Genomic DNA, 20474 nt, shown 5'->3' on the forward strand with positions numbered 1-20474 from the left:
TTCTTAACAAGGATTACGTTTTATGAACATTCGGCCTCTCCTCGCCTTCACTTTTATCGGATTATTATGGGGCGCGGGAACATCACAAGGATACACAAAAGAGTGGAACAAAGAGCCGATTGCTGTTTTACAGCAAGGGGCTGAGGCGGGGGATGCAAATGCGCAGTTCTACCTCGGAGTCCAGTACTGTGAAGGTAAAGGGGTTGCGCGTGATGACAAGAAAGCCGTCGAGTGGCTGACCCGTGCGGCTGAACAGGGAAATCTTGATGCACGTTACTTTCTTGCCATAGTTTATTTCGAGGGTGAAGGAGCGTACTTAAGCGACGACAAGGTTATTGAGAGATTTAGCCGTGAAGCCGAACAAGGCAATAAGCAAGCGGTCGAGTGGCTCAGCATCGCTGCTGAACACGGAAACTATCTGGCGATAGAGTGGCTACATCAGGCTGTTGATAAAGGAAATCCTGATGCGCAGCATGTACTCAACAGTAAAAAGTCGCTGTCTGAGGGCTACAACACCATTAAGGCTTTGAGTAAAGCGGCTGAACAAGGAGATGCCAAAGCGCAGGGCCTGCTGGGTAGGCGGTACTTTGAGGGGCATGGCGTCGGTATGGATCGTAACAAAGCCCTTGCGCTGTTGAGCAAGGGAGCCAGCCAGGGCGATGCGCTGTCTCAGGGCGTGCTGGGCGTGATGTATTACCTGGGGGAGAGTGTCGGCGTCACCCAGGACTACAAGAAAGCATTTGAGTTGTTTCATCAGGCGGCAACCCAGGGGGATATGCTGGCTCAGGGGATGCTCGGCATGATGTATTCAAAGGGTGAAGGAACCGCGCAGAACGATAAAAAAGCGTTTGAATGGAACCAGAAGGCTGCCGCACAGGGTGATGCCGGGTCTCACAAGGAACTTGGATTGATGTACCTGGAGGGGAAAGGCGTCGCCCAGGATGACAAGAAAGCCGCCGAACATGTTGAGCTCGCAGCCAAAAAGGGAAGCGCGGAGGCTCAGGGGCTATTGGGCAGGATGTACCTGGAAGGGAAAGGGGTCGCTCAGGACTATGCGCAAGCCTATATCTGGAATGCTGTGGCCGTTGCCAACGGGAATTTTGATGCCCAGGCCGGGCTTGATGCTTCGCGGCAAAATCTTTCCCCCGCAGCCTTAGAAGAAGCTGATAGCAGAGCGCAGAAATCTTTTGAACAGTATCGCTATAAGCCGGAAATCTAATGCAAACAGAAGCCCGCGTTATGCGGGCTTCTGTTTTAGCGATGCCAAAGCCAGTCGGGATGGCGACTTACATCCCATACAGCTTAATTTTTCGGTATAGCGTGGCGATACTGATCCCCAGTTCTGTCGCCGCCTGTTTCTTACCCTCTACGCTTGAGCCAAAGCGCTGTAAGACATTTTCAATGGCAGCTCTTTCGGCTTGTTTTCCCTGGCTGGCCAGTTGGCGAGGTTGTGCCGATATCGCGGGTTTTCTGCTGTCTGCCGCCGTGAGCAGGTATGGAGGCAGGTGGCTGGCGTTGATCCCGGCGGCTTCTCCGCGCATGACAAAAATATATTCAATGACGTTACGCAGTTCGCGGACGTTACCGGGCCAGTGCCAGGCATACAGGCGGTTGATCACATCATCGGGCAGTTTTTGCGGTGGGCGCTGGTAGCTTGCTGAGAACTCGTCTGCAAAATATTGTGCGAGGACTGCGATATCCGCACGTCGTTCCCGCAGGGAAGGGAGTACCAGCGGGACCACATTCAGACGATAAAAAAGATCTTCGCGGAACTGATTATTCTCGACCATCGCGTTAATGTTTTTGTTGGTCGCCGCAATAATGCGTACATCAATTTCGATGGTGTTGTTCGAGCCCACCCGGGTAATCGCTTTTTCCTGCAGGACCCTGAGTAACTTAGCCTGCAGGTGCAGCGGCATGTCGCCTATTTCATCGAGGAACAGGCTGCCGCCGTTGGCCAGTTCAAATTTGCCCATCCGTCCTTTGGGGTCCGCGCCGCTGAACGCACCGCGCACGTAGCCGAACAACTCGCTTTCCAGCAACTGTTCGGGGATGGCCGCGCAGTTGATCGTCACGAAAGGTGCGGTTTTACGTGGACTGCTCTGATGAATGGCAAATGCCACCACCTCTTTGCCCGATCCGCTCTCCCCGGTTACCAGCACGCTGGCATAGCTGTTCGCAATTTTTCCCACGGTACTTCTGAGCTGCTCCATAGAGGGGGAATGACCAATTAAACGCACCTGGGTATCGGACTCATAAGGCGGCATCGTCATGCTGCTCAGGTAGTCATGGGCGTCGCGGAAGATGATCATGGTTAACCGATCGTTATCTTGCGACGAGAGTGAAATTTGCTTGCACAATACATGATGTTTCTGACCTTCGAGCGTCAGCCACGCTTCTTCATCGCCATACAAGCTGTCGCCAGTGGTTTCGATGGTGAGGGGTAATCCCTGAACTTCCCGGTTGAGGATGCGATCGGCGGAGTGGTTGGCATGCCAGATGCGGCCATGACCATCAATCGCCACGACGCCGCGATCCATGGCATCGATCAGACGGCGGAATGCGCCCAGCGTCTCCTGTGCGCGTAAGCGCTCCAGGCATTCAAAGACTTTGCTCGAGATCATGACCGCGATTTGCTCAATGAAGGTGATGAATTTATCAATCTGACTGAGCAGCGTTTCACGCTGGGCCTGGGTCGAACAAATAATCCCGATCACCCCAATGACGCGATTATTGAGAAAAATGGGCGCATTCAAATCCAGCATTTCTGAACAATAGCGATGTTTTTCACAGCGCTGGCACAGTGGATGTTCGCCGGGATTTTTGATCAGTACCGTTTCGCGCACCTGCAGAACATGACGATAGATATAACCATTTTTGGCCACATTCTCATTGAGCATGTGCCGGTATTTCCCCGTACCCGCAATACGCATTAAAGATTCATCAATGATTTCAACATCCGTCCCGGTAATACCAGAAATAGCGTCAGCATAATTACAGATATCGTCCTGAATATTACTGAGTACTGAAATCATGATATCTCTCCGGCGGGCAACGAATTTCTCAAGGGTAATGATAAATATGCGAATTAAGGCCAGGTTGGTTTGCGCGGAATCAATCTATTGCACTGTTTTTATATATATTTTTTGTTTTATCTTCCGCGATCACACAATTTATCATTTGTGAGAATTTATCAAAGTAACTCGATAAACTCAGTAACTCTTTTTTACTGCATTTGCTGGCGTACTATTTTTTAATTCGTTGAACTTAAAGCTGTTATTAAAAATATTCTCATCATTTCGTCGTTTTATAAAAAACTGGTAAGCATTTTGCTATTAGGAAATACCGCTCGCTTAACGCTCTCTGTATGACACCGATTACAGGGAATGAAATACCAGGACAATGAGGTTCTATGATGCAGGAAAACGTATCGTTTTTTATCAACCAGACGCCGTTTACCGAACGCCCCGACGCGCCGCTGGCGCCGTTTAGTCGCCAGGAATTGGTAAAAGCGCTGAATTTTCATCGCTCCATTCCAGGCTATGCGCCAACGCCGCTGTATTCGCTGCCGGCCCTTTCGCAAAAATTGGGCGTTAAAAATATTTATCTGAAGGATGAATCTCAGCGTTTTGGTCTCAAAGCTTTTAAGGCGTTGGGGGGAGCCTACGCAATGGCATGCCACATCGCGGAATTAGTGGGTAAGGATATCAGCGAATTACCCTTCGACGTGATGACCAGTGACGAGGTGCGTCACGACCTGAAAACCGTGACGTTTGCTACGACTACCGACGGCAATCACGGTCGCGGGGTGGCGTGGATGGCGCGACAGCTCAAGCAAAATGCCGTGGTTTACATGCCGAAAGGCTCATCTGAGCAGCGTCTGACCGCTATTCGCAATGAAGGCGCGACGGCTGAAATTGTCGATATGAACTACGACGATGCTGTACGTATGACCGCAGAGCAGGCTGAAAAACATGGCTGGATCGTGGTGCAGGATACGGCCTGGGAAGGGTACGAAAAGATCCCGCAGTGGATTATGCAAGGCTACGGCACCCTGATGCTGGAAGCGATGGACCAACTTCATCAGGTTGCACCGACGCACGTCTTCGTTCAGGCAGGTGTGGGTTCATTTGCCGGGATGGTGCAGGGAATGGTGACGGCAGCCTGGGGTGACAATCGCCCGAAAGTGATTGTCGCCGAGGCGTTAATCGCCGATTGCCTCTATCGCTCAGCGCTTGCCAAAGAAGGCGATGCGGTGGCTGTAGGCGGGGATTTACAGACCGTTATGGCCGGGCTTGCCTGCGGTGAAGCCAACAGCATCGGCTGGAAACTGCTGCGTGATTATGCCGCCGCATTTGCCTCTTGTCCTGATGAAGTCGCCGCACTGGGGATGCGCATGCTAGGTAACCCGTTAGCGGGCGATCCACAAATTACTTCCGGTGAATCAGGTGCCGTGACCACTGGTCTGCTGGCACTGCTGATGACCTCACCTGCATTGGCGCAAACGCGTGAACAACTGGGGCTGGATGTGCATTCGCGCGTGCTGTTGATAAGCACGGAAGGTGATACCGATCCGCAACAATATCTGGATATTGTCTGGGGCGGTCAGTACCCCGGCGTTAACTCATCCATTCCTGATTGAAAGTCATAACGGAGAAAACCATGTTATCTGCAAACCGTATTGAAGAAGTCATTAAGAATTGCCAGGCACTGATCCAGCAGAAAAGTTATTCCGGTCAGGAAGGGGAAGTGGTTAATGCAATAAAAATAATGATGGAGCATTACCAGTTTGATGACATCCATGTAGATAAGTACGGCAACATTGTTGGCGGCATTGTCGGCAACAAGCCGGGGAAAACGCTGGTGCTGGATGGCCATATTGATACTGTGCCTGTGAACCCGGAAAAGTGGATCCACAATCCGTATGGCGGCGACATTGAAGATGGCAAAATTTATGGCCGTGGCACAACGGACATGAAAGGCGCCGTGGCGGCGATGATCTCTGCCGTTGGATTTTTCGGCCAGGATAATCAGCGTGATTTTGCCGGTAAAATTTACGTGGCCTGCATCGTACATGAAGAGTGCTTTGAAGGAATTGCCGCCCGCCTGGTCAGCGAACGTTATAAACCCGATTATGTGATTATCGGTGAAGCGTCAGAATTGAATCTGAAAATTGGCCAGCGTGGCCGCGCTGAAATTGTTGTTGAAACGTTTGGCAAACCGGCGCACTCCGCTAACCCGCAGGCAGGTATTAACGCGGTGTATAAAATGGCGCAGCTGATCGACAAAATTCGTACCATTACCCCGCCAACGCATCCGGTGTTAGGGCCTGGCATTCTGGAACTGACAGACATTAAATCGTCGCCGTATCCGGGGGCTTCTGTGGTGCCAGATTATTGCCGCGCGACCTATGATCGTCGCCTGCTGGTGGGCGAAACCAAAGAAAGCGTTATTGCACCACTGGAAAGCGCGCTTGCCGAACTGGTTGCTCAGGACCCACAGTTTAAGGCCTGCGTCTCCTACGCTGTGGGCCAGGAGTCTTGCTATACCGGCGCTACCATTGAGGGCGAGCGTTTCTTCCCTGGGTGGGTTTACGAAGAGTCCGACGAATTTGTGCAGGCCGCGTTGACCGGCGTTCGTGCGGCAGGGTTTGAACCCACCATCACCCAGTACTCTTTTTGCACGAACGGTAGCCACTATGCGGGCGAAGTGGGCATCAAAACCATCGGTTTTGGCCCTTCGCGTGAAAATCTGGCGCACACCATCGATGAGTTTATTGAAATCGATCAACTTACCGGTTCGGCCAGCGGATATTACAGCATCATCCAGACGCTCTATCGTCATTCATAAATAACGATAAAAACCTCTTACCCTACAGGCGGTGCCGTTTATCGGCACCGCAATGGAGAATAACGATGAAAACCATTTTCAAAAACGGAAATGTGATCGATGGGACGGGCAGCGAAGGCAGGATTGCCGATGTAATGATTGATGAAGGTCGTATTGTGGCTATCGGCCAAATAGATGTCGGTGTAAATGAACAGATTATTGATGCAACAGGAAAAGTAATTTGTCCGGGTTTTATTGATACCCACACGCATTCTGATTTATCAGCGATTATTAATCCCGCGCTGTCGGCGAAAATTCGTCAGGGTATTACCACGGAATTATTAGGACAGGATGGTGTGGCGTTAGCGCCGTTACCTGAAGAATATATTCCGGCCTGGCGTAAAAATATTGCCGGACTTGATGGCGACACTGACAAAATTGACTGGAAATATAAAGATACGGACGGTTATCTCAATTTGTTGGCTTCCCGTCACCCGGCCACCAACCTCGCGTATCTGGTTCCGCACGGCAATGTGCGCATGGAAGCGATGGGACTGGACGGGCGTCCTTCTACCCGTGAAGACGTGGCGAAGATGTGCGACGTTCTCGAGCGGGAGTTAAAAGCCGGGGCGTTTGGTCTGTCCACTGGGCTTATCTATATGCCGTGCGCCTTTGGCGATACCGCTGAAATGATTGAGCTGTGCAAGGTTACGGCGAAATACAACGGGATCTTCGTAGTACACCAGCGCAGTGAAGCTGACGATATCATCAACTCCACCCAGGAACTGATTGATATCGCCACAGCAACTGGCGTCTGGCTGCACATTTCGCATATGAAAGTCTGTGGCAAGAAAAACTGGGCGCTGATTGATCGGATGCTGAGCATGTTGGAGCAGGCGCAGGAGGAAGGCATTCGGATCTCTTACGATCAGTATCCGTACGTCGCGGGCAGCACTATGCTCGGCGTGATCCTGCCACCGTGGGTACACTCCGGCGGAACCGACAAATTGCTTGAGCGTCTGGCCTCGCCTGAGTTGCGGGAAAAAATGATCGCTGATATTCAACAGGGCATTCCGGGCTGGGATAACTTTATTGACTTCGCCGGTCTGGATCAGATTTTTGTCACCAGCGTTAAGACAGAAAAAAATCAGGATGCCGTCGGCCTGAACCTCGTCCAGTTGGGTGAACTGCGCGGTAAAGATCCCTACAACGCTACGTTTGATCTGCTGTTTGAAGAAGAAAATGCCGTTGGGATGGTCGATTTCTACGGTACGGAAGAACACGTGATTAAGTTCCTTTGCAGGCCGGAACAGAACGTTTGTACTGATGGCCTGATGGGCGCAGGTAAGCCGCACCCGCGCGTGTTTGGCGCTTTCCCTCGCGTGCTCGGTAAATATGTGCGGGAAGAGGGATGTCTGAGCTGGGAAGCGGCGATCCGTAAAATGACCGGAAAACCTGCTGAGGTATTGGGCTTGCAGGATCGCGGGCTGATTAAGGTCGGTTATGCTGCAGATATTGTGATGTTTGATCCGCACACTATTGCGGATAAAGGCACGTTTGTTGAACCTAATCAGTATCCTGAAGGAATTGAACTGGTCATGGTCAATGGGCGCATTGCTTTAATTAATGGCATAGAGAGCTATGCCTGTAGCGGTACTGTTATCAGAAAACAATATTAATAAATAACGCTCAACACGCGTTGATCCCTCGCGACCATTATTGGCCGCGAGAGATCACTACACCCCAAGGACATCACAATGAACCTACAAACATCTTTACCTTCAGGTAAGCCAAAGACCTGGAAAGCAAGATATACCGTTCTGTCATTGATCTGGATGGCGTGGCTGCTTTCCTTTCTCGACCGTATGGTTATGAGTGTTTCATTACCTTATATCGGTAAAGACTTAAATCTTGATACCACGCAACAAGGTTTAATTATTAGCGCCTTCTTTATTGGTTACGCGGCATTTCAAATTCCCGGCGGTTTACTGGCGGATAAATTTGGTTCGCGTAAAATTATGGCAATTGGCATTGCCTGGTGGTCAATTTTCACCAGCTTAACCGGTGCGGTACTGACGCTTCCTCTGATGCTGGCCGTTCGCTTTTTATTTGGCGTCGGCGAAGGGTGCTTTCCGTCAGCTTCCTGGAAGATGATCTCGACCTATTTCCCGTCGAAAGAGCGTGGTCGTGCGACGGCGATTCAGTCGACGGTGAACACCTTAGGCCCGGCACTGGCGGTGGTTGTCGCTGCAAGTATCATTGGGGCATTTGGCTGGCATATGGTCTTTATTGTGCTCGGTATTCCCGGCCTGTTTGTTGCGGCGGGCATCTACTTCTTTACGCGAGACAATCCGAAAGATCACCCAGCCATTACTCAGCAAGATCTGGCAGAACTGGCGGCTGACGATCAGGGAGGCCTGCAAAACACCAGCGCTGTTGCCTTCAAAGACGTGCTGAAAATGCCGGTGCTCTGGCAGATGGCAGGTATCTGGTTCTTGTTTGACATTACCTTCTGGGGCTTCTCAACCTGGCTGCCAAGTTACCTGATCACCGTCCGTGAATTCTCACTGGCGAAGACTGGCGTGATGGCGGCAATTCCTTTCCTGTTTGGCGCATGCGGAACACTGATCGGTGGATATTGCTCCGACAAATACAAGTCGCTGCGTAAGATGTTCTATGTTGTGACGTCTGTTATTGCTGCTGGCTTCCTGTACCTGACCTTCAGCGTGAGCAGTGCGGATATGGCGGTGGTTTACCAGTGCATTTCAGCACTGTTCATGTTCTTCGCCATGGCGACGTTCTGGGGGATTTTGATGGACACCATCCCCAGCAAAATCATGGGCCGCGCATCGGGTATCGTTAACTTTGGTGGGCAGATGGCAGGGGTCGTTTCCGCACCAGTTATCGGCTGGTTAATTCAAAGCAGCGGGGGTAGCTACAACAGCGCATTTATCTTTATGATTGCGGCGCTGATTTGTTCAGCGGTGGTGACGCTGACTGTGAAAAACTCGCATGCTATTACTGCGTTACCCAGTCAAGCCTGATTAGCGTTTATCCCCTGTGGCTCTGGTGTGCCAGAGTCGCAGGGGTCAGGCCGCGTTCCGTGCTGATGAGTCTTTATAGTTTACGCATGACGTTAATGTGATCTGGTGTACTAAATTAATTTCTTAATTGAATTCTCTAATGAAAATAACACAGGGTGTTTTAAACCACAAAAATAAGAAGTTTTATTGTTGATTGTATCCAGATCTGGATAGGTAAGAGCATATCTCTTCTTAGAGAAGCATTCAGTATAGAAATCCATATGGTTTAATACTTCGGTGTTTAATGGTTTGGCTTTGGTGTATATCTCTTTAGCGAAAGCACTGCATTTACTACAGTTGCAATGGCAAGTGGAATAATCAGTAGCGATGATAAAATCATCATTATCCATGGCAAAGCCTAGTTTTTCTCGCCGGGTATAGGCATCCATTATCCCGTTGGCCTCATGCTTCAATAGTATGCTTGTCCATTCGCTTCTTTTTAAATATGGGGATAGTATATAACTCAGCAATAAGATGGTTCTTTCATTTACCGTAGGGTAGACGTTTAACGTGTTTATTTGTTTTGCTTTGATGATAAAATATGATGCTATTATAAAACCAAGGCACCGGGCGGTACTGATCTCCAGTTCCCCATTTCGTTTGTGCGAAGCATCATCTCCGGCTAAAGGCATTAGTGTATTTTCGAAAGCTAAAAAATCGGCAATAAACTCCATAGTCCTGATGTAGGGCAGTTGATTTCCATTACTCTTAATAAATTCATGATGGTGACATATTAGATGAACCAGTTCATGGAAAAAAACAAAGTTCATGAAAGATTTTGCTGTGTTAAGTGATACCTCTACTGATTTAGTATCAACTCTATTTGCAATCATACAAAGAGCAGTATCGGCTGAGGGCGAGTGCTTAAATATTGTGGATAAATCGAGGCTGATGTTTAAGTTGTAAGTTCCTGCAACGATAATCACCCAAGAATAGAATCTTCGATTTATTGCAATAAATGCAGTATCATCTTTAATATTTATCTGGACTAAGGGCTCATTTTCATAAACAAAACCCCAAATGGATTTCCTGACAGGGATTAATGCGTTATGTCCCAGCCAAACGTTGAGAGTTAAATCAAGCTCAGTAAAAGAATACCAAGTTATATCGGTGTCAATGTCTGCCGGGGAACACCAGGACTGATAGGGCCATGAGTCGGGAGTTATATCAGGGAAATCAACATTATTTAATGATTCTCGTATCTGATTCATTTTACTTTACGCCATTAATCAATTGCTTCGTTGACGACCAGAAAGGTAGCGTAAGTTGCTATTCTGGCTCCTTATTTTCTCCTTTCATGATGAAAATGATGCTTTAAAGTTGGCTGGGTTTTCTTCACACCAGGTTATGCAGTCGTGAAATTTCTGCGGATCTGATTTTTTCTAAAGATAAAATTGTCGAAGTTGTTATCACCCGAAAGTATGAGAAAGAATGTTGCTGATATGTTTTTGAACAACGAACTAATGTGTCCAGGCGGTTCGTTCATGGGAAGTTCCTGATAAATAAATGCGTAAAAACAAGTGTAGAATATTTTTGCGAAGAAATAAAATTCACAAAAACAAATTTTGTCAACACATTGAAAAATAATATTTGTTTGATTTATAAATCTTATAGTAGACAGGCATATATTGATTTCCAACGGTGACAGGGCGCTTAACGGCTCAGGACATCCGACGAAGCGGAGGCCTCGCGTCCTGCGGCCCTGTGAAACAGAGTCGCAGATGGCATTATGCACGGCTTATTCTACATCTGATATTCGATCATCCCACTTTTTCTGGCAACCCAGTCATAAAGGCGCTGTCCACGGAGGTTAGTTTCATGGGTATGCCAGTATAATCTTGAAGCATGGCGCTTATGGGCGCATTTCTGAACATACTCAATGAGCTGCTTGCCGATGTGTTTGCCTCGGGCATCCTCGTTAACAAACAAGTCTTCCAAATAGCAATATTCTGTCTCAGACCATGTTGAGCGATGGAAGAGATAATGCACCAGGCCAACAATTTTACCGTCATACTTCGCGACAGCACAAAAAACTGGCTCCGCGGGATTGTGAAAACGCCCCCAGGTTAACTGCGTTACCTTGTCTGAAATGTCAGTGCGGTAAAAAATCTGGTAGTTTAGCCATAGAGGAAGCCAGCCAGCGTAGTCTTGTTGTGAGGCGGGTTCGATAGTAATCGGTGCATCTGTGTTTTGGTTATTCATAGGTCTCCTGATATTTTTAGTTAGTGTGGTATTGTTTGTGGTTATCCTAATTAGTGTTTGAACCACCGCAAAGAGACACTTTGTATATATTGATAGGATCCACTTTTTCCGGAAGAGCTAAAGCAATGAAAAAAAACAACGCCCCTTTATTTCAGGAGCTTTTTTTAGAACAAGGTGTTATTAAGGAACAGGTCTACCATGCTTTGCGTAACGCCATTGTAGAGGGGCGCTTGCCGTCAGGCACGAAGATACCCTCAACCCGGGCGTTGTCTGAGATGATGTCAATTTCACGGAACTCGGTTATTGCCGGTTATGACCGTTTATTAGATGAAGGGTATATTCTGACGCGGAAAGGTGCCGGAACATTTGTCACACAAAATATTCCTGACCGAAGTATTAGCAATAACTATCCCAAAATGATGCAGGAGAATGAGCAGCCGTCTGATGGGCAGTTAAATGCTGATATCACTGCTGTTCATGAATTGTGGTCAGGGGATTATGAAGGGCGTGAACTGAATCGGCTCTTTGCTGTTGGCGTTGGTTGTACCGATCTCTTCCCACATACATTATGGGGAAAGTTATTGGGACGAGTCTGGAGACAATCCCGGCATCAGTTGGGTTCTCACACCAGTCCCTGTGGTTTTTATCCCCTAAGGAAAGCAGTTTGCCATTATATTAAAACGACACGGGGTGTTAACTGTAGCGAAGATCAGATTATCATCGTAAACGGTATTCAGCAGGCATTAAATATTACTGCGCGGGCGCTGCTTTCAAAAGGAAATGAAGTTTGGCTGGATGACCCCGGTTATAAAGGCGCTCGGGGGGTATTTATGTCAACCGGGGCAATAGTGAGACCCGTGCAAGTGGATAGCGAGGGGATGAATGTTCAATATGGTATTAATCATTTCCCCCACGCGAAACTGGCTTATGTCGTTCCTTCAGACCAATACCCATTAAGTGGGGCGCTGAGTTTATCTCGGCGACTTGAGCTACTGGAATGGGCGAAGTCAAATCGGGCATGGATATTTGAAGATGATTATAATAGTGAATTTCGCTATGCCGAGCGTTCTTTGCAAGCATTGCAGGGATTAGACCAGCATCAGCGGGTAATCTATTCCGGGACATTCTCCAAAATGATGTACCCAGAGTTTCGCTTAGGATTTTTAGTTGTTCCTCCTGGTTTAAAAGAACAGTTTATCGTGACGAAATATTTTTCAGATATTGGGACCAGCTATCTTGAACAGGCCGTGCTGGCGAGTTTTATTGAAGATGGGCACTATGCCAGTCATGTGCGTCGAATCCGTAAGGCGTGTTATGAGAGAAGGGCGGTGTTGGTTAATGCGATTCAATACTATCTTGCCGATAAAATGACTATCCAGCCTTCTGATTCAGGGATTCATATTGTGTGCTGGCTGCATGATGGGGTGACTGGAAATGAAGTCGAGGAAAAAGCCAGAATGCTTGGTATGGGAATACAGTCATTGAGTCATTATTATCATGGGGATGCATCTCGACAGGGGGTTATGATCGGTTTTGCAAATCATCCACCAGAGGCTATTGTTGACGGTATCCGCCGCCTTGCGCATGTTATTTAGAGGTGGTCTGGTGGCTGATGTAACGCAAAAGTGTGGATCTATAAAAAACACCGATTGTGGCTCTTTTTACATACTCATTCATCCCTTATTCTGGCGTCGTTTGGCGCTAATATAAGAGGTAAAATATGTCATCCACCTTTAATGAATTCCAACAGCCGATCGGTGTGGGATTACCTAACTGGCAAAGTGCGCAGTTTCCTGCGGCTCAACAAATTACAGGACGCTATTGTAAGCTCGAGCGGATAAATGCCGAGCGCCATGCGCAAGATCTCTATGAAGCCTATCGCGATGCCCCTGATTCTCGCGACTGGACCTATCTCGCCGCCGGGCCATTCACAACGTTTGATTCAATGTTTGCTTATTTAACAAAGATTGAGGCACAGTCCGATCCTATGCATTACGCCGTGATCGATTTGGCCAGTATGAAGGCTGTTGGAACGCTGGCGCTGATGCGCATTGATACGTCGAATGGCGTGATAGAAGTTGGCTGGGTTACCTATTCGCGACGTATGCAACGCTCGCGGCTGTCAACGGAAGTCATGTCGCTGTTGTTGAAGTATGTTTTTGAGGTGCTGGGTTATCGCCGTTTCGAATGGAAATGCGATGCGCTTAATGCGCCTTCTCGTGAGGCTGCGAATCGCTTTGGTTTCAGCTTCGAAGGGATATTTCGTCAGGCAGTTGTCGTGCATCAGCGTAATCGGGATACCGCCTGGTATTCAATCATTGACAGTGAATACCCAGCGCTACAAGCAGCTTACAAGATCTGGCTCGATGAGAGTAATTTCGATGCCAGCGGACAGCAGATTCAGCGCCTGGCGGATGTGATCAGCAAGGAACAAAGCAAGCGCTCAATGTGATTGAGCTCGCGACGTGTCAGATACCTGTTTTTTGTACAATATGACGTCTGGCATTCGTCGCGATTGTCGTTTACTTTCAACAGGTTCTTACCCAACCGAACGGCTTTTTTCATTTCCCCCATCGCCTAATCTGTAAGCCAGCGCCACCACTAACGATTGCACCAGGCACAGCGTTGCAGATTGTGATCGAAATGCGTCGACCTGCGCCTCTTTTACCACAAAGCAAAGATCGCTGAACGTTGCCAGCGGACTGATCTGGCTGTCGGTGATCACAATCTGGCGGGCACCCGCATTCGCCGCCGTTTCGCTGACCATCACCGTCTCTTCTGCGTAAGGCGAGAAGCTGATCGACACCACGATATCGTTCGCTTTAATACGGTTTATCTGCTCGCGCAGCATTCCCCCCATCCCGTCGAGCAGAATCGGGCGGCACTCAAGATGGCTCAGGGCGTAGGTGAGATAGGCTGCCACGCTAAAGGAGCGACGTAAACCGGCGATGTAAATCGTGTCGGCTTCTTTCAACAGCTGTACGGCGCGTTCCAGCATTTCTGGTTCGGCGCGGGCCGCCAGTTGCTGTAAGGCCTGAGCATTCGAACGGGCAAATTCCTGCAGGATGTCCAGCGGGGTCTCCGGTACAGCTTCGCTTTCCATTTCGCGAAACAATCGCGCGCGGTCGCTGTAGCTGGCGGTTTCTTCAACCAGGTTCATACGAAACAGTTGTTTCATTTCGTTGAAACCGGAGAAGTCAAAGGCATTAGCAAAGCGGATCAGCGTTGATGGCGGGACCCCGGCACGTTCGGCAATGACGGCAACCGTATCGAAGGCCACGCTGTTGGTATTATCCAGCACATAGCGGGACACCTGCTGCAGCCTCTTGCTCAGGCTATCGTAGCGATCGCGGATTTGCTGCTGCAGCTCGTTCAGGCTGGTTGCTGTCGTCATTTTACCTCCTGTTGCATAGTTTTATGATTCTAAACGCAAAGCCGCGTCTTTTAAATGTTGCTCATTCAATTGCTATAAAAAATGAAACAAAAACTTCAATACTCTCTTCGCTTGAAATGCGCGAATAGCCAGATGAATCTGGTGATGTCGCTCGTTAACATAAAAACCCATCCTTGATCACATTAATCATTATTTGTTTTATTTCAACTTAAAATGGAATATTTGTTTCATATATAGTGTGTAGATAACGATAGTGTTCAGGTAACAGTCACGTATCAACAGCGAGAGGTTAAGGATGGAGACGGTAGCGAATTTTATTCACGGCGAATGTGTCACCGGTTCAGGCCAGCGTGTGCAGGCAATCTTCAACCCAGCCACCGGCGAACAAATCCGCCAGGTGGTGATGAGTTCGGTACAAGAAACCGAACAAGCCGTTGCGGCGGCGCATGACGCTTTTCTAGGATGGGCGCGGCATTCTCCACTAAAACGTGCGCGAGTGATGTTTCGCTTTAAGGCCTTACTGGAAGAGAATATGGCGCGGCTTGCCCGGTTGATCAGCGAAGAACATGGCAAAGTGTACTCTGATGCCGTCGGTGAAATCACTCGTGGCCTGGAAGTGGTGGAATTTGCCTGCGGTATCCCGCATCTGCAAAAAGGCGAGCACTCCGCCAACGTGGGGACCGGCGTTGACAGCCACTCGCTGATGCAACCGCTCGGCGTGTGCGTCGGGATTACGCCGTTTAACTTTCCGGCGATGGTGCCGATGTGGATGTTCCCCATCGCGCTGGCGACCGGCAACACCTTCGTGCTGAAGCCGTCGGAAAAAGATCCTTCTCTCGTGCTCGAACTGGCAAAACTGCTGCAACAGGCGGGGCTGCCGGACGGCGTGTTCAACGTGGTACAGGGGGATAAGGAGTCGGTAGACGTGCTGCTGACCGACCCGCGCGTGCAGGCCGTGAGCTTTGTCGGCTCCACACCGATTGCCGAATACATTTATCAGACCGCATCCGCCCACGGCAAGCGCTGCCAGGCGCTGGGCGGGGCAAAAAACCACTGTATTTTAATGCCGGATGCCGACATGGAGATGGCGACCAGCGCCATTATGGGGGCCGCTTACGGCGCGGCGGGAGAACGCTGCATGGCACTTTCCGTGGTGCTTGCGGTGGGTGATGAAACGGCGGATGAACTCTGTGCCCGACTGGAAAAACAGATTGCGACACTGCGCGTCGGACCCGGTCTGGACCAGTCGCCGGAAAATGAAATGGGACCGCTTATCTCCTCGACGCACCGCAGCAAAGTGCTGGGCTATATCGATAGCGGGGAATCTCAAGGAGCCAGTCTGCGCGTAGATGGCCGGCGTTTTAGCGTCAAAGGTCATGAGCAAGGCTATTTTGTCGGGCCGACGTTGTTCGATAAGGTCACGCCAGAGATGACCATTTATAAAGAAGAGATTTTTGGACCCGTGCTTTCTGTGGTGCGGGTAGCAGATTACGCCAGTGCGGTAGAACTGATTAACCGCCATGAATATGGTAACGGTACGGCTATTTTTACGCGTGACGGCGGCTGCTCGCGTCGCTTCTGTGAAGAGGTTCAGGCTGGGATGGTTGGGGTGAACGTCCCGATCCCGGTCCCGATGGCGTTCCACAGCTTTGGCGGTTGGAAGCGTTCCATCTTTGGTGCGCTTAACGTTCACGGTAACGACGGTGTGCGTTTCTACACTCGAATGAAAACCGTCACCGCACGCTGGCCGGAAATGCAGCAGGACACGGGCGCTGCGTTCTCCATGCCGACGCTGGGTTGACAGGAGGTGCTATGCAAACCGAACGTATGACCATGGCCCAGGCGCTGGTCAAATTTCTCAACCAACAATATGTCTGCATTGATGGACATGAAACGCCCTTCGTGGAGGGCGTGGCGACCATCTTTGGTCACGGTAATGTGCTCGGAATAGGCCAGGCGCTGGAGCAGGATGCCGGGCATCTGAAGATGATGCAGGGCTGTAATGAGCAGGGTATTGCGCATATGGCGACCGGATTCGCCAAACAACATTGCCGACAGCGTATCTGGGCCGTGACATCGTCGGTAGGCCCAGGCGCGGCCAATATGCTGACGGCGGCGGCAACCGCGACGGCGAACCGCATTCCTCTGCTGCTGTTGCCGGGGGACGTTTACGCCAGCCGCCAGCCGGATCCGGTATTACAGCAAATTGAGCAGTACCACGATCTCAGTATCAGCACCAACGATTGCTTCCGCCCGGTCTCCCGTTATTGGGATCGCATTAACCGTCCGGAGCAGTTAATGAGTGCGATGTTAAGTGCGATGCGAACGCTTACTGACCCCGCAGACACCGGCGCGGTGACGATTTGTCTGCCGCAGGATGTACAGGGCGAGGTCTGGGAGTATCCGCTTAGCTTCTTCGCGCGCCGTATCCACCACATTGAACGCCGACCGCCTGACACGCAGCGCCTGGAGATGGCCCGGGCGCTGATTGCCCGTAAACAGCGCCCGCTGGTGGTGTGTGGTGGTGGCGTGCGTTACTCCGGCGCGCATGAAGCGTTTCGCGTGTTTGTTGAGACGCTGTCGCTGCCTTTTGCTGAAACCCAAGCCGGAAAAGGCGCGCTGGTAAGTGACCACCCACTTAACCTGGGCGGTATCGGCGTGACGGGAGGAATGGCGGCGAATCAGCTCGCGCCGCAGGCCGATCTGGTCATTGGCATCGGCACGCGCCTCACCGACTTTACCACCGGTTCAAAGGCGTTGTTCTCGCACCCGGACGTGGAGTTTCTGTTGCTGAACGTGGCGGAATTTGACGCGCTGAAGCTGGATGCCACTGCGCTGATTGCCGATGCCCAAACCGGGCTGATGGCATTAACCGGGGCGTTGAAAGATTACCGCAGCGAATGGGGGGCGGAGGTCGCGCAGGCACAATCGGCCTGGCGCGAAGAGTGTCGTCGTTTATGGGCGCGCGAATGGCATCCTGATGATGCACCAGAAGTGGCGGGACACCTTGATGCTCAACTGGCGGAATATGGCGACACGCTCAACACCCGGCTGACCCAGACGCGGGTGCTGGGACTGATCAACCAGCATATTGAAGATAACGCCATCGTGGTGGGCGCGGCCGGATCGTTACCGGGGGATTTACAGCGACTCTGGCAGGTTAAAACGCCGGACAGCTATCACCTGGAATACGGCTATTCCTGTATGGGTTATGAGATTGCTGCCGCTATAGGCGCGAAGCTGGCAAAGCCACAGCAACCGGTGTACGCCATGGTAGGGGATGGTTCGTACATGATGTTGCACTCGGAGCTACAAACCGCCGTGCAGGAGGGAATAAAAGTCACCATCCTGCTGTTTGATAATGCCAGTTTCGGCTGTATTAACAATCTACAGATGGGCCACGGAATGGGGAGTTTTGGCACAGAGAACCGCCATCGCAACCCGCAAACCGGGCGGTTGGACGGGCCGCTGGTGAAGGTTGATTTTGCCCAAAATGCCGAAAGCTATGGCTGTCGTGCATGGCGGGTTCATGACGAGCAAAGCCTGCTGGCGGCGCTGGAAGCCTCACGCGCCGAACTCGGCCCAACGCTGCTGGATATTAAAGTGCTGCCGAAAACCATGACCCATGATTACGCATCGTGGTGGCGAACTGGCGATGCACAGGCTGCAGAATCACCAGCGGTGCGCAAAGCTGCAGAGCAGACCCTGGCGCAGGTGAAAAACGCGCGCCAGTATTAGTTTTTTCCGCCATAACGAAATTTTCATTTCATTTTTCCTGTTGTTTCACACATTGCCCTCTTCCTGACCGGGAGAGGGCGAATCATCGTATCTGACACCCGGTAATGTTGTGATATTGATAACAGATTTTATCTCATTCATCTCAAAACTGTTAACTTGCACTCAAAAACATAATTTTCACTATTTATAAAAATGAAATAAATGTTTTATTTATAGTGTCGTTAGTTCATCGCATTCACCAACACCGGGAGCCGTTATGTTTAACATTGCTTTACTGGGCGCTGGCCGAATTGGTCAGGTACATGCAGCTAACATTGCCAGTCACAGTGCCACCACACTCTGGTCCGTTGTCGACCCGAATCAGGAGTTTGCCACCCGTCTTGCCACGCAGTATCAGGCTCGCTTGCAGAGCCTGGATGAGGCGATGACTGACCCGAACGTTCACGCCGTGCTGATCGCCTCTGCCACGGATACCCACGCAGATCTGATTGAACTGGCCGCTCGTCACGGCAAAGCCATTTTCTGCGAAAAGCCGGTACACCTTGATCTTGCCCGCGTTCGCGATTGCCTGAAAGTGGTCAAAGAGTACGACGTACCGCTGTTTATCGGTTTTAACCGCCGCTTCGATCCGCAGTTCCGTCGCGTGAAAACAGATGCGCTGGCCGGGCGTATCGGTAAGCCTGAATCCCTGCTGATCATTTCCCGCGACCCGTCACCGCCACCGGCTGAATATGTTCGCGTGTCCGGTGGGATGTTCCGCGATATGACCATCCACGATTTTGATATGGCGCGTTTTATCATGGGTGAAGAGCCGGTGTCTGTGTATGCCCAGGGCAGCAATCTGGTGGATCCGGCGATTGGTGAAGCGGGGGATATCGATACCGCGTTCATCGTTCTGAAATATGCCTCCGGCGCGATGGCGACCATCGTCAACAGCCGCCGCTCCTCTTACGGTTATGACCAGCGTCTGGAGCTGCACGGTTCTGAAGGGCTGCTGTGCGCGGGCAACATTCTGGAAAATCAGGTGCAGCACTACGCTAAGAACGGCTGCACCAGCGCATTGCCAGAACATTTCTTCCTGCAACGTTACAAATCCGCTTACGCCGCGGAATGGGAACATTTTGTTGCCGTACTGCGCGGTGAGGCGGTCCCGGATTGCAACGGCGACGACGGTGAGCGCGCGCTGTATCTGGCTGATAAAGCGCTGGAATCACTGCGTAGTCAGCGTGAAGTTCTCCTCTGATTGTTATACCCAACCCCCCTACACAGAGAGACATAATAATGAAAAAACTGATCTTAGCTGTCCTCATCGCCATGACCTCCGGGGCAGCAATGGCTGAAAACGAACAAATTGTTTTCAGCACGCCAAACCTGGCAATGCCGTTTGAAGTCCACATGCAGCGCACTGCGGTGAAAGCCGCAAAAGAGATGGGCGTAAATCTACAGGTTCTCGACGGGCAGGGTAGCTCGCCGAAACAGGTCGCTGACCTGGAAAACGCCATCACTCGCGGGGCGCAGGGATTTATCGTCTCCCCCAATGATGTTAATGCCGTCTCCAGCGCGGTAGATGAAATCCAGGATGCAAAACTGCCGGTTGTCACGCTTGACCGCTCCGTTGACAGCCAGAAAAAAGTGCCGCACTTCGGTGCCAACAATTACAAAGGCGGCCAGGTCATTGGCGACTTTGTGAAAACCAAATTCCCCGAGGGTGCTGACATTATTCTGCTCACCGGCCAGCCGGGATCGTCCTCCAACATCGAACGCACCAAAGGCATTCGCGACAGCCTGAAAGCAGGTGGCGAAAAATACAAGATCGTCGCCGATCAGACGGGTAACTGGATGCGTTCTGAAGGGATGCGCATTGTTGAAAGCGTACTGCCTTCGCTGCCGAAACGTCCGCAGGTGATCCTCTCTGCTAACGACGATATGGCGCTGGGGGCAATTGAAGCGTTACAAGCCCAAGGGATGAAGCCTGGTGAAGTACTGGTCACGGGCTTCGATGCGGTGCCGGAAGCGCTGGCGCGCGTGCGTGATGGCTGGCTGGCGGTCACGGCGGATCAGCGTCCAGGCTTTGCGGTAACCACGGCGATGAGCCAACTGGTGGCAAACGTGCGGGAGAAGAAACCGATCACCGGCGCGGACTATCCACCAACGCTTATCACCAAAGAGACCCTGCAGCAGGCTGAGCGTATTAATGAGGCCGGTAACTAATTTATCTGGAGCCGCTG

Annotated in this window: 15 protein-coding genes; 11 read left to right on the forward strand and 4 right to left on the reverse strand. The window is 50.7% G+C overall.

Annotated features, from left to right (window positions below; translation table 11 throughout):
• Positions 1 to 22 precede the first annotated feature (22 nt).
• Positions 23 to 1219, forward strand: coding sequence for an SEL1-like repeat protein (locus E4Z61_RS22410; RefSeq protein ID WP_135324635.1), 1197 nt, complete (start codon positions 23 to 25; stop codon positions 1217 to 1219).
• 67 nt (positions 1220 to 1286) lie between these two features.
• Here the strand turns inward: E4Z61_RS22410 and E4Z61_RS22415 are convergent, their stop codons facing one another.
• The gene (locus tag E4Z61_RS22415; RefSeq protein WP_135324636.1) at positions 1287 to 3035 is read right to left on the reverse strand and encodes a sigma-54 interaction domain-containing protein; all 1749 of its coding nucleotides are present in this window, start codon (positions 3033 to 3035) and stop codon (positions 1287 to 1289) included.
• 377 nt (positions 3036 to 3412) lie between these two features.
• On the opposite strand from E4Z61_RS22415, the gene dpaL reads away from it, so the two are divergent.
• The 4 genes from dpaL (at position 3413) to E4Z61_RS22435 (ending at position 8873) form a co-directional block, all read left to right on the forward strand.
• The gene (gene dpaL / locus E4Z61_RS22420) at positions 3413 to 4642 is read left to right on the forward strand and encodes a diaminopropionate ammonia-lyase (protein WP_476695775.1); all 1230 of its coding nucleotides are present in this window, start codon (positions 3413 to 3415) and stop codon (positions 4640 to 4642) included.
• Between the two features lie 20 nt (positions 4643 to 4662).
• A complete protein-coding gene (locus tag E4Z61_RS22425; RefSeq protein ID WP_135324637.1) occupies positions 4663 to 5850 on the forward strand; it encodes a YgeY family selenium metabolism-linked hydrolase in 1188 nt (395 codons plus the stop codon).
• 65 nt (positions 5851 to 5915) lie between these two features.
• Entirely contained in the window at positions 5916 to 7508 is a 1593-nt protein-coding gene (locus E4Z61_RS22430) for an N-acyl-D-amino-acid deacylase family protein (RefSeq protein WP_135324638.1), read from the forward strand.
• 78 nt (positions 7509 to 7586) lie between these two features.
• Positions 7587 to 8873: an MFS transporter gene (locus E4Z61_RS22435; RefSeq protein WP_135324639.1), complete on the forward strand. Its 1287-nt coding sequence runs from the start codon at positions 7587 to 7589 to the stop codon at positions 8871 to 8873.
• 110 nt (positions 8874 to 8983) lie between these two features.
• Here the strand turns inward: E4Z61_RS22435 and E4Z61_RS22440 are convergent, their stop codons facing one another.
• Together E4Z61_RS22440 and E4Z61_RS22445 are read right to left on the reverse strand one after the other, a co-directional pair.
• Entirely contained in the window at positions 8984 to 10123 is a 1140-nt protein-coding gene (locus E4Z61_RS22440) for a M78 family metallopeptidase domain-containing protein (protein WP_135324640.1), read from the reverse strand.
• A gap of 532 nt (positions 10124 to 10655) precedes the next feature.
• Positions 10656 to 11114 carry a GNAT family N-acetyltransferase gene (locus E4Z61_RS22445; protein ID WP_135324641.1) on the reverse strand — a complete coding sequence of 153 codons (459 nt, stop codon included), beginning with the start codon at positions 11112 to 11114 and terminating at the stop codon, positions 10656 to 10658.
• 125 nt (positions 11115 to 11239) lie between these two features.
• Here E4Z61_RS22445 and pdxR point away from each other — a divergent pair, with 125 nt between their 5' ends.
• Together pdxR and E4Z61_RS22455 are read left to right on the forward strand one after the other, a co-directional pair.
• Entirely contained in the window at positions 11240 to 12709 is a 1470-nt protein-coding gene (gene pdxR, locus E4Z61_RS22450) for a MocR-like pyridoxine biosynthesis transcription factor PdxR (RefSeq protein ID WP_135324642.1), read from the forward strand.
• Positions 12710 to 12834: 125 nt separating this feature from the next.
• Positions 12835 to 13566 (forward strand): GNAT family N-acetyltransferase, encoded by a 732-nt coding sequence (locus tag E4Z61_RS22455; RefSeq protein WP_135324643.1) that lies wholly within the window; start codon positions 12835 to 12837, stop codon positions 13564 to 13566.
• A gap of 87 nt (positions 13567 to 13653) precedes the next feature.
• Here E4Z61_RS22455 and E4Z61_RS22460 read toward each other — a convergent pair whose 3' ends face one another.
• Positions 13654 to 14508 (reverse strand): MurR/RpiR family transcriptional regulator, encoded by an 855-nt coding sequence (locus E4Z61_RS22460; RefSeq protein ID WP_135324644.1) that lies wholly within the window; start codon positions 14506 to 14508, stop codon positions 13654 to 13656.
• 295 nt (positions 14509 to 14803) lie between these two features.
• On the opposite strand from E4Z61_RS22460, the gene E4Z61_RS22465 reads away from it, so the two are divergent.
• The 4 genes from E4Z61_RS22465 to E4Z61_RS22480 all read left to right on the forward strand — a co-directional run bounded on the left by E4Z61_RS22465 (position 14804) and on the right by E4Z61_RS22480 (position 20457).
• Positions 14804 to 16309 carry a CoA-acylating methylmalonate-semialdehyde dehydrogenase gene (locus E4Z61_RS22465; RefSeq protein WP_135324645.1) on the forward strand — a complete coding sequence of 502 codons (1506 nt, stop codon included), beginning with the start codon at positions 14804 to 14806 and terminating at the stop codon, positions 16307 to 16309.
• 11 nt (positions 16310 to 16320) lie between these two features.
• Positions 16321 to 18246, forward strand: a complete 1926-nt coding sequence (iolD, locus tag E4Z61_RS22470) for a 3D-(3,5/4)-trihydroxycyclohexane-1,2-dione acylhydrolase (decyclizing) (protein ID WP_135324646.1) — start codon at positions 16321 to 16323, stop codon at positions 18244 to 18246.
• A 256-nt stretch (positions 18247 to 18502) separates the two neighbouring features.
• Positions 18503 to 19489 carry an inositol 2-dehydrogenase gene (gene iolG / locus E4Z61_RS22475; RefSeq protein WP_135324647.1) on the forward strand — a complete coding sequence of 329 codons (987 nt, stop codon included), beginning with the start codon at positions 18503 to 18505 and terminating at the stop codon, positions 19487 to 19489.
• A gap of 38 nt (positions 19490 to 19527) precedes the next feature.
• The gene (locus E4Z61_RS22480; protein ID WP_135324648.1) at positions 19528 to 20457 is read left to right on the forward strand and encodes a substrate-binding domain-containing protein; all 930 of its coding nucleotides are present in this window, start codon (positions 19528 to 19530) and stop codon (positions 20455 to 20457) included.
• The last annotated feature ends 17 nt before the right edge of the window (positions 20458 to 20474 follow it).

It is taken from the genome of Citrobacter tructae (assembly GCF_004684345.1).
Classification (GTDB): Bacteria; Pseudomonadota; Gammaproteobacteria; order Enterobacterales; family Enterobacteriaceae; genus Citrobacter; species Citrobacter tructae.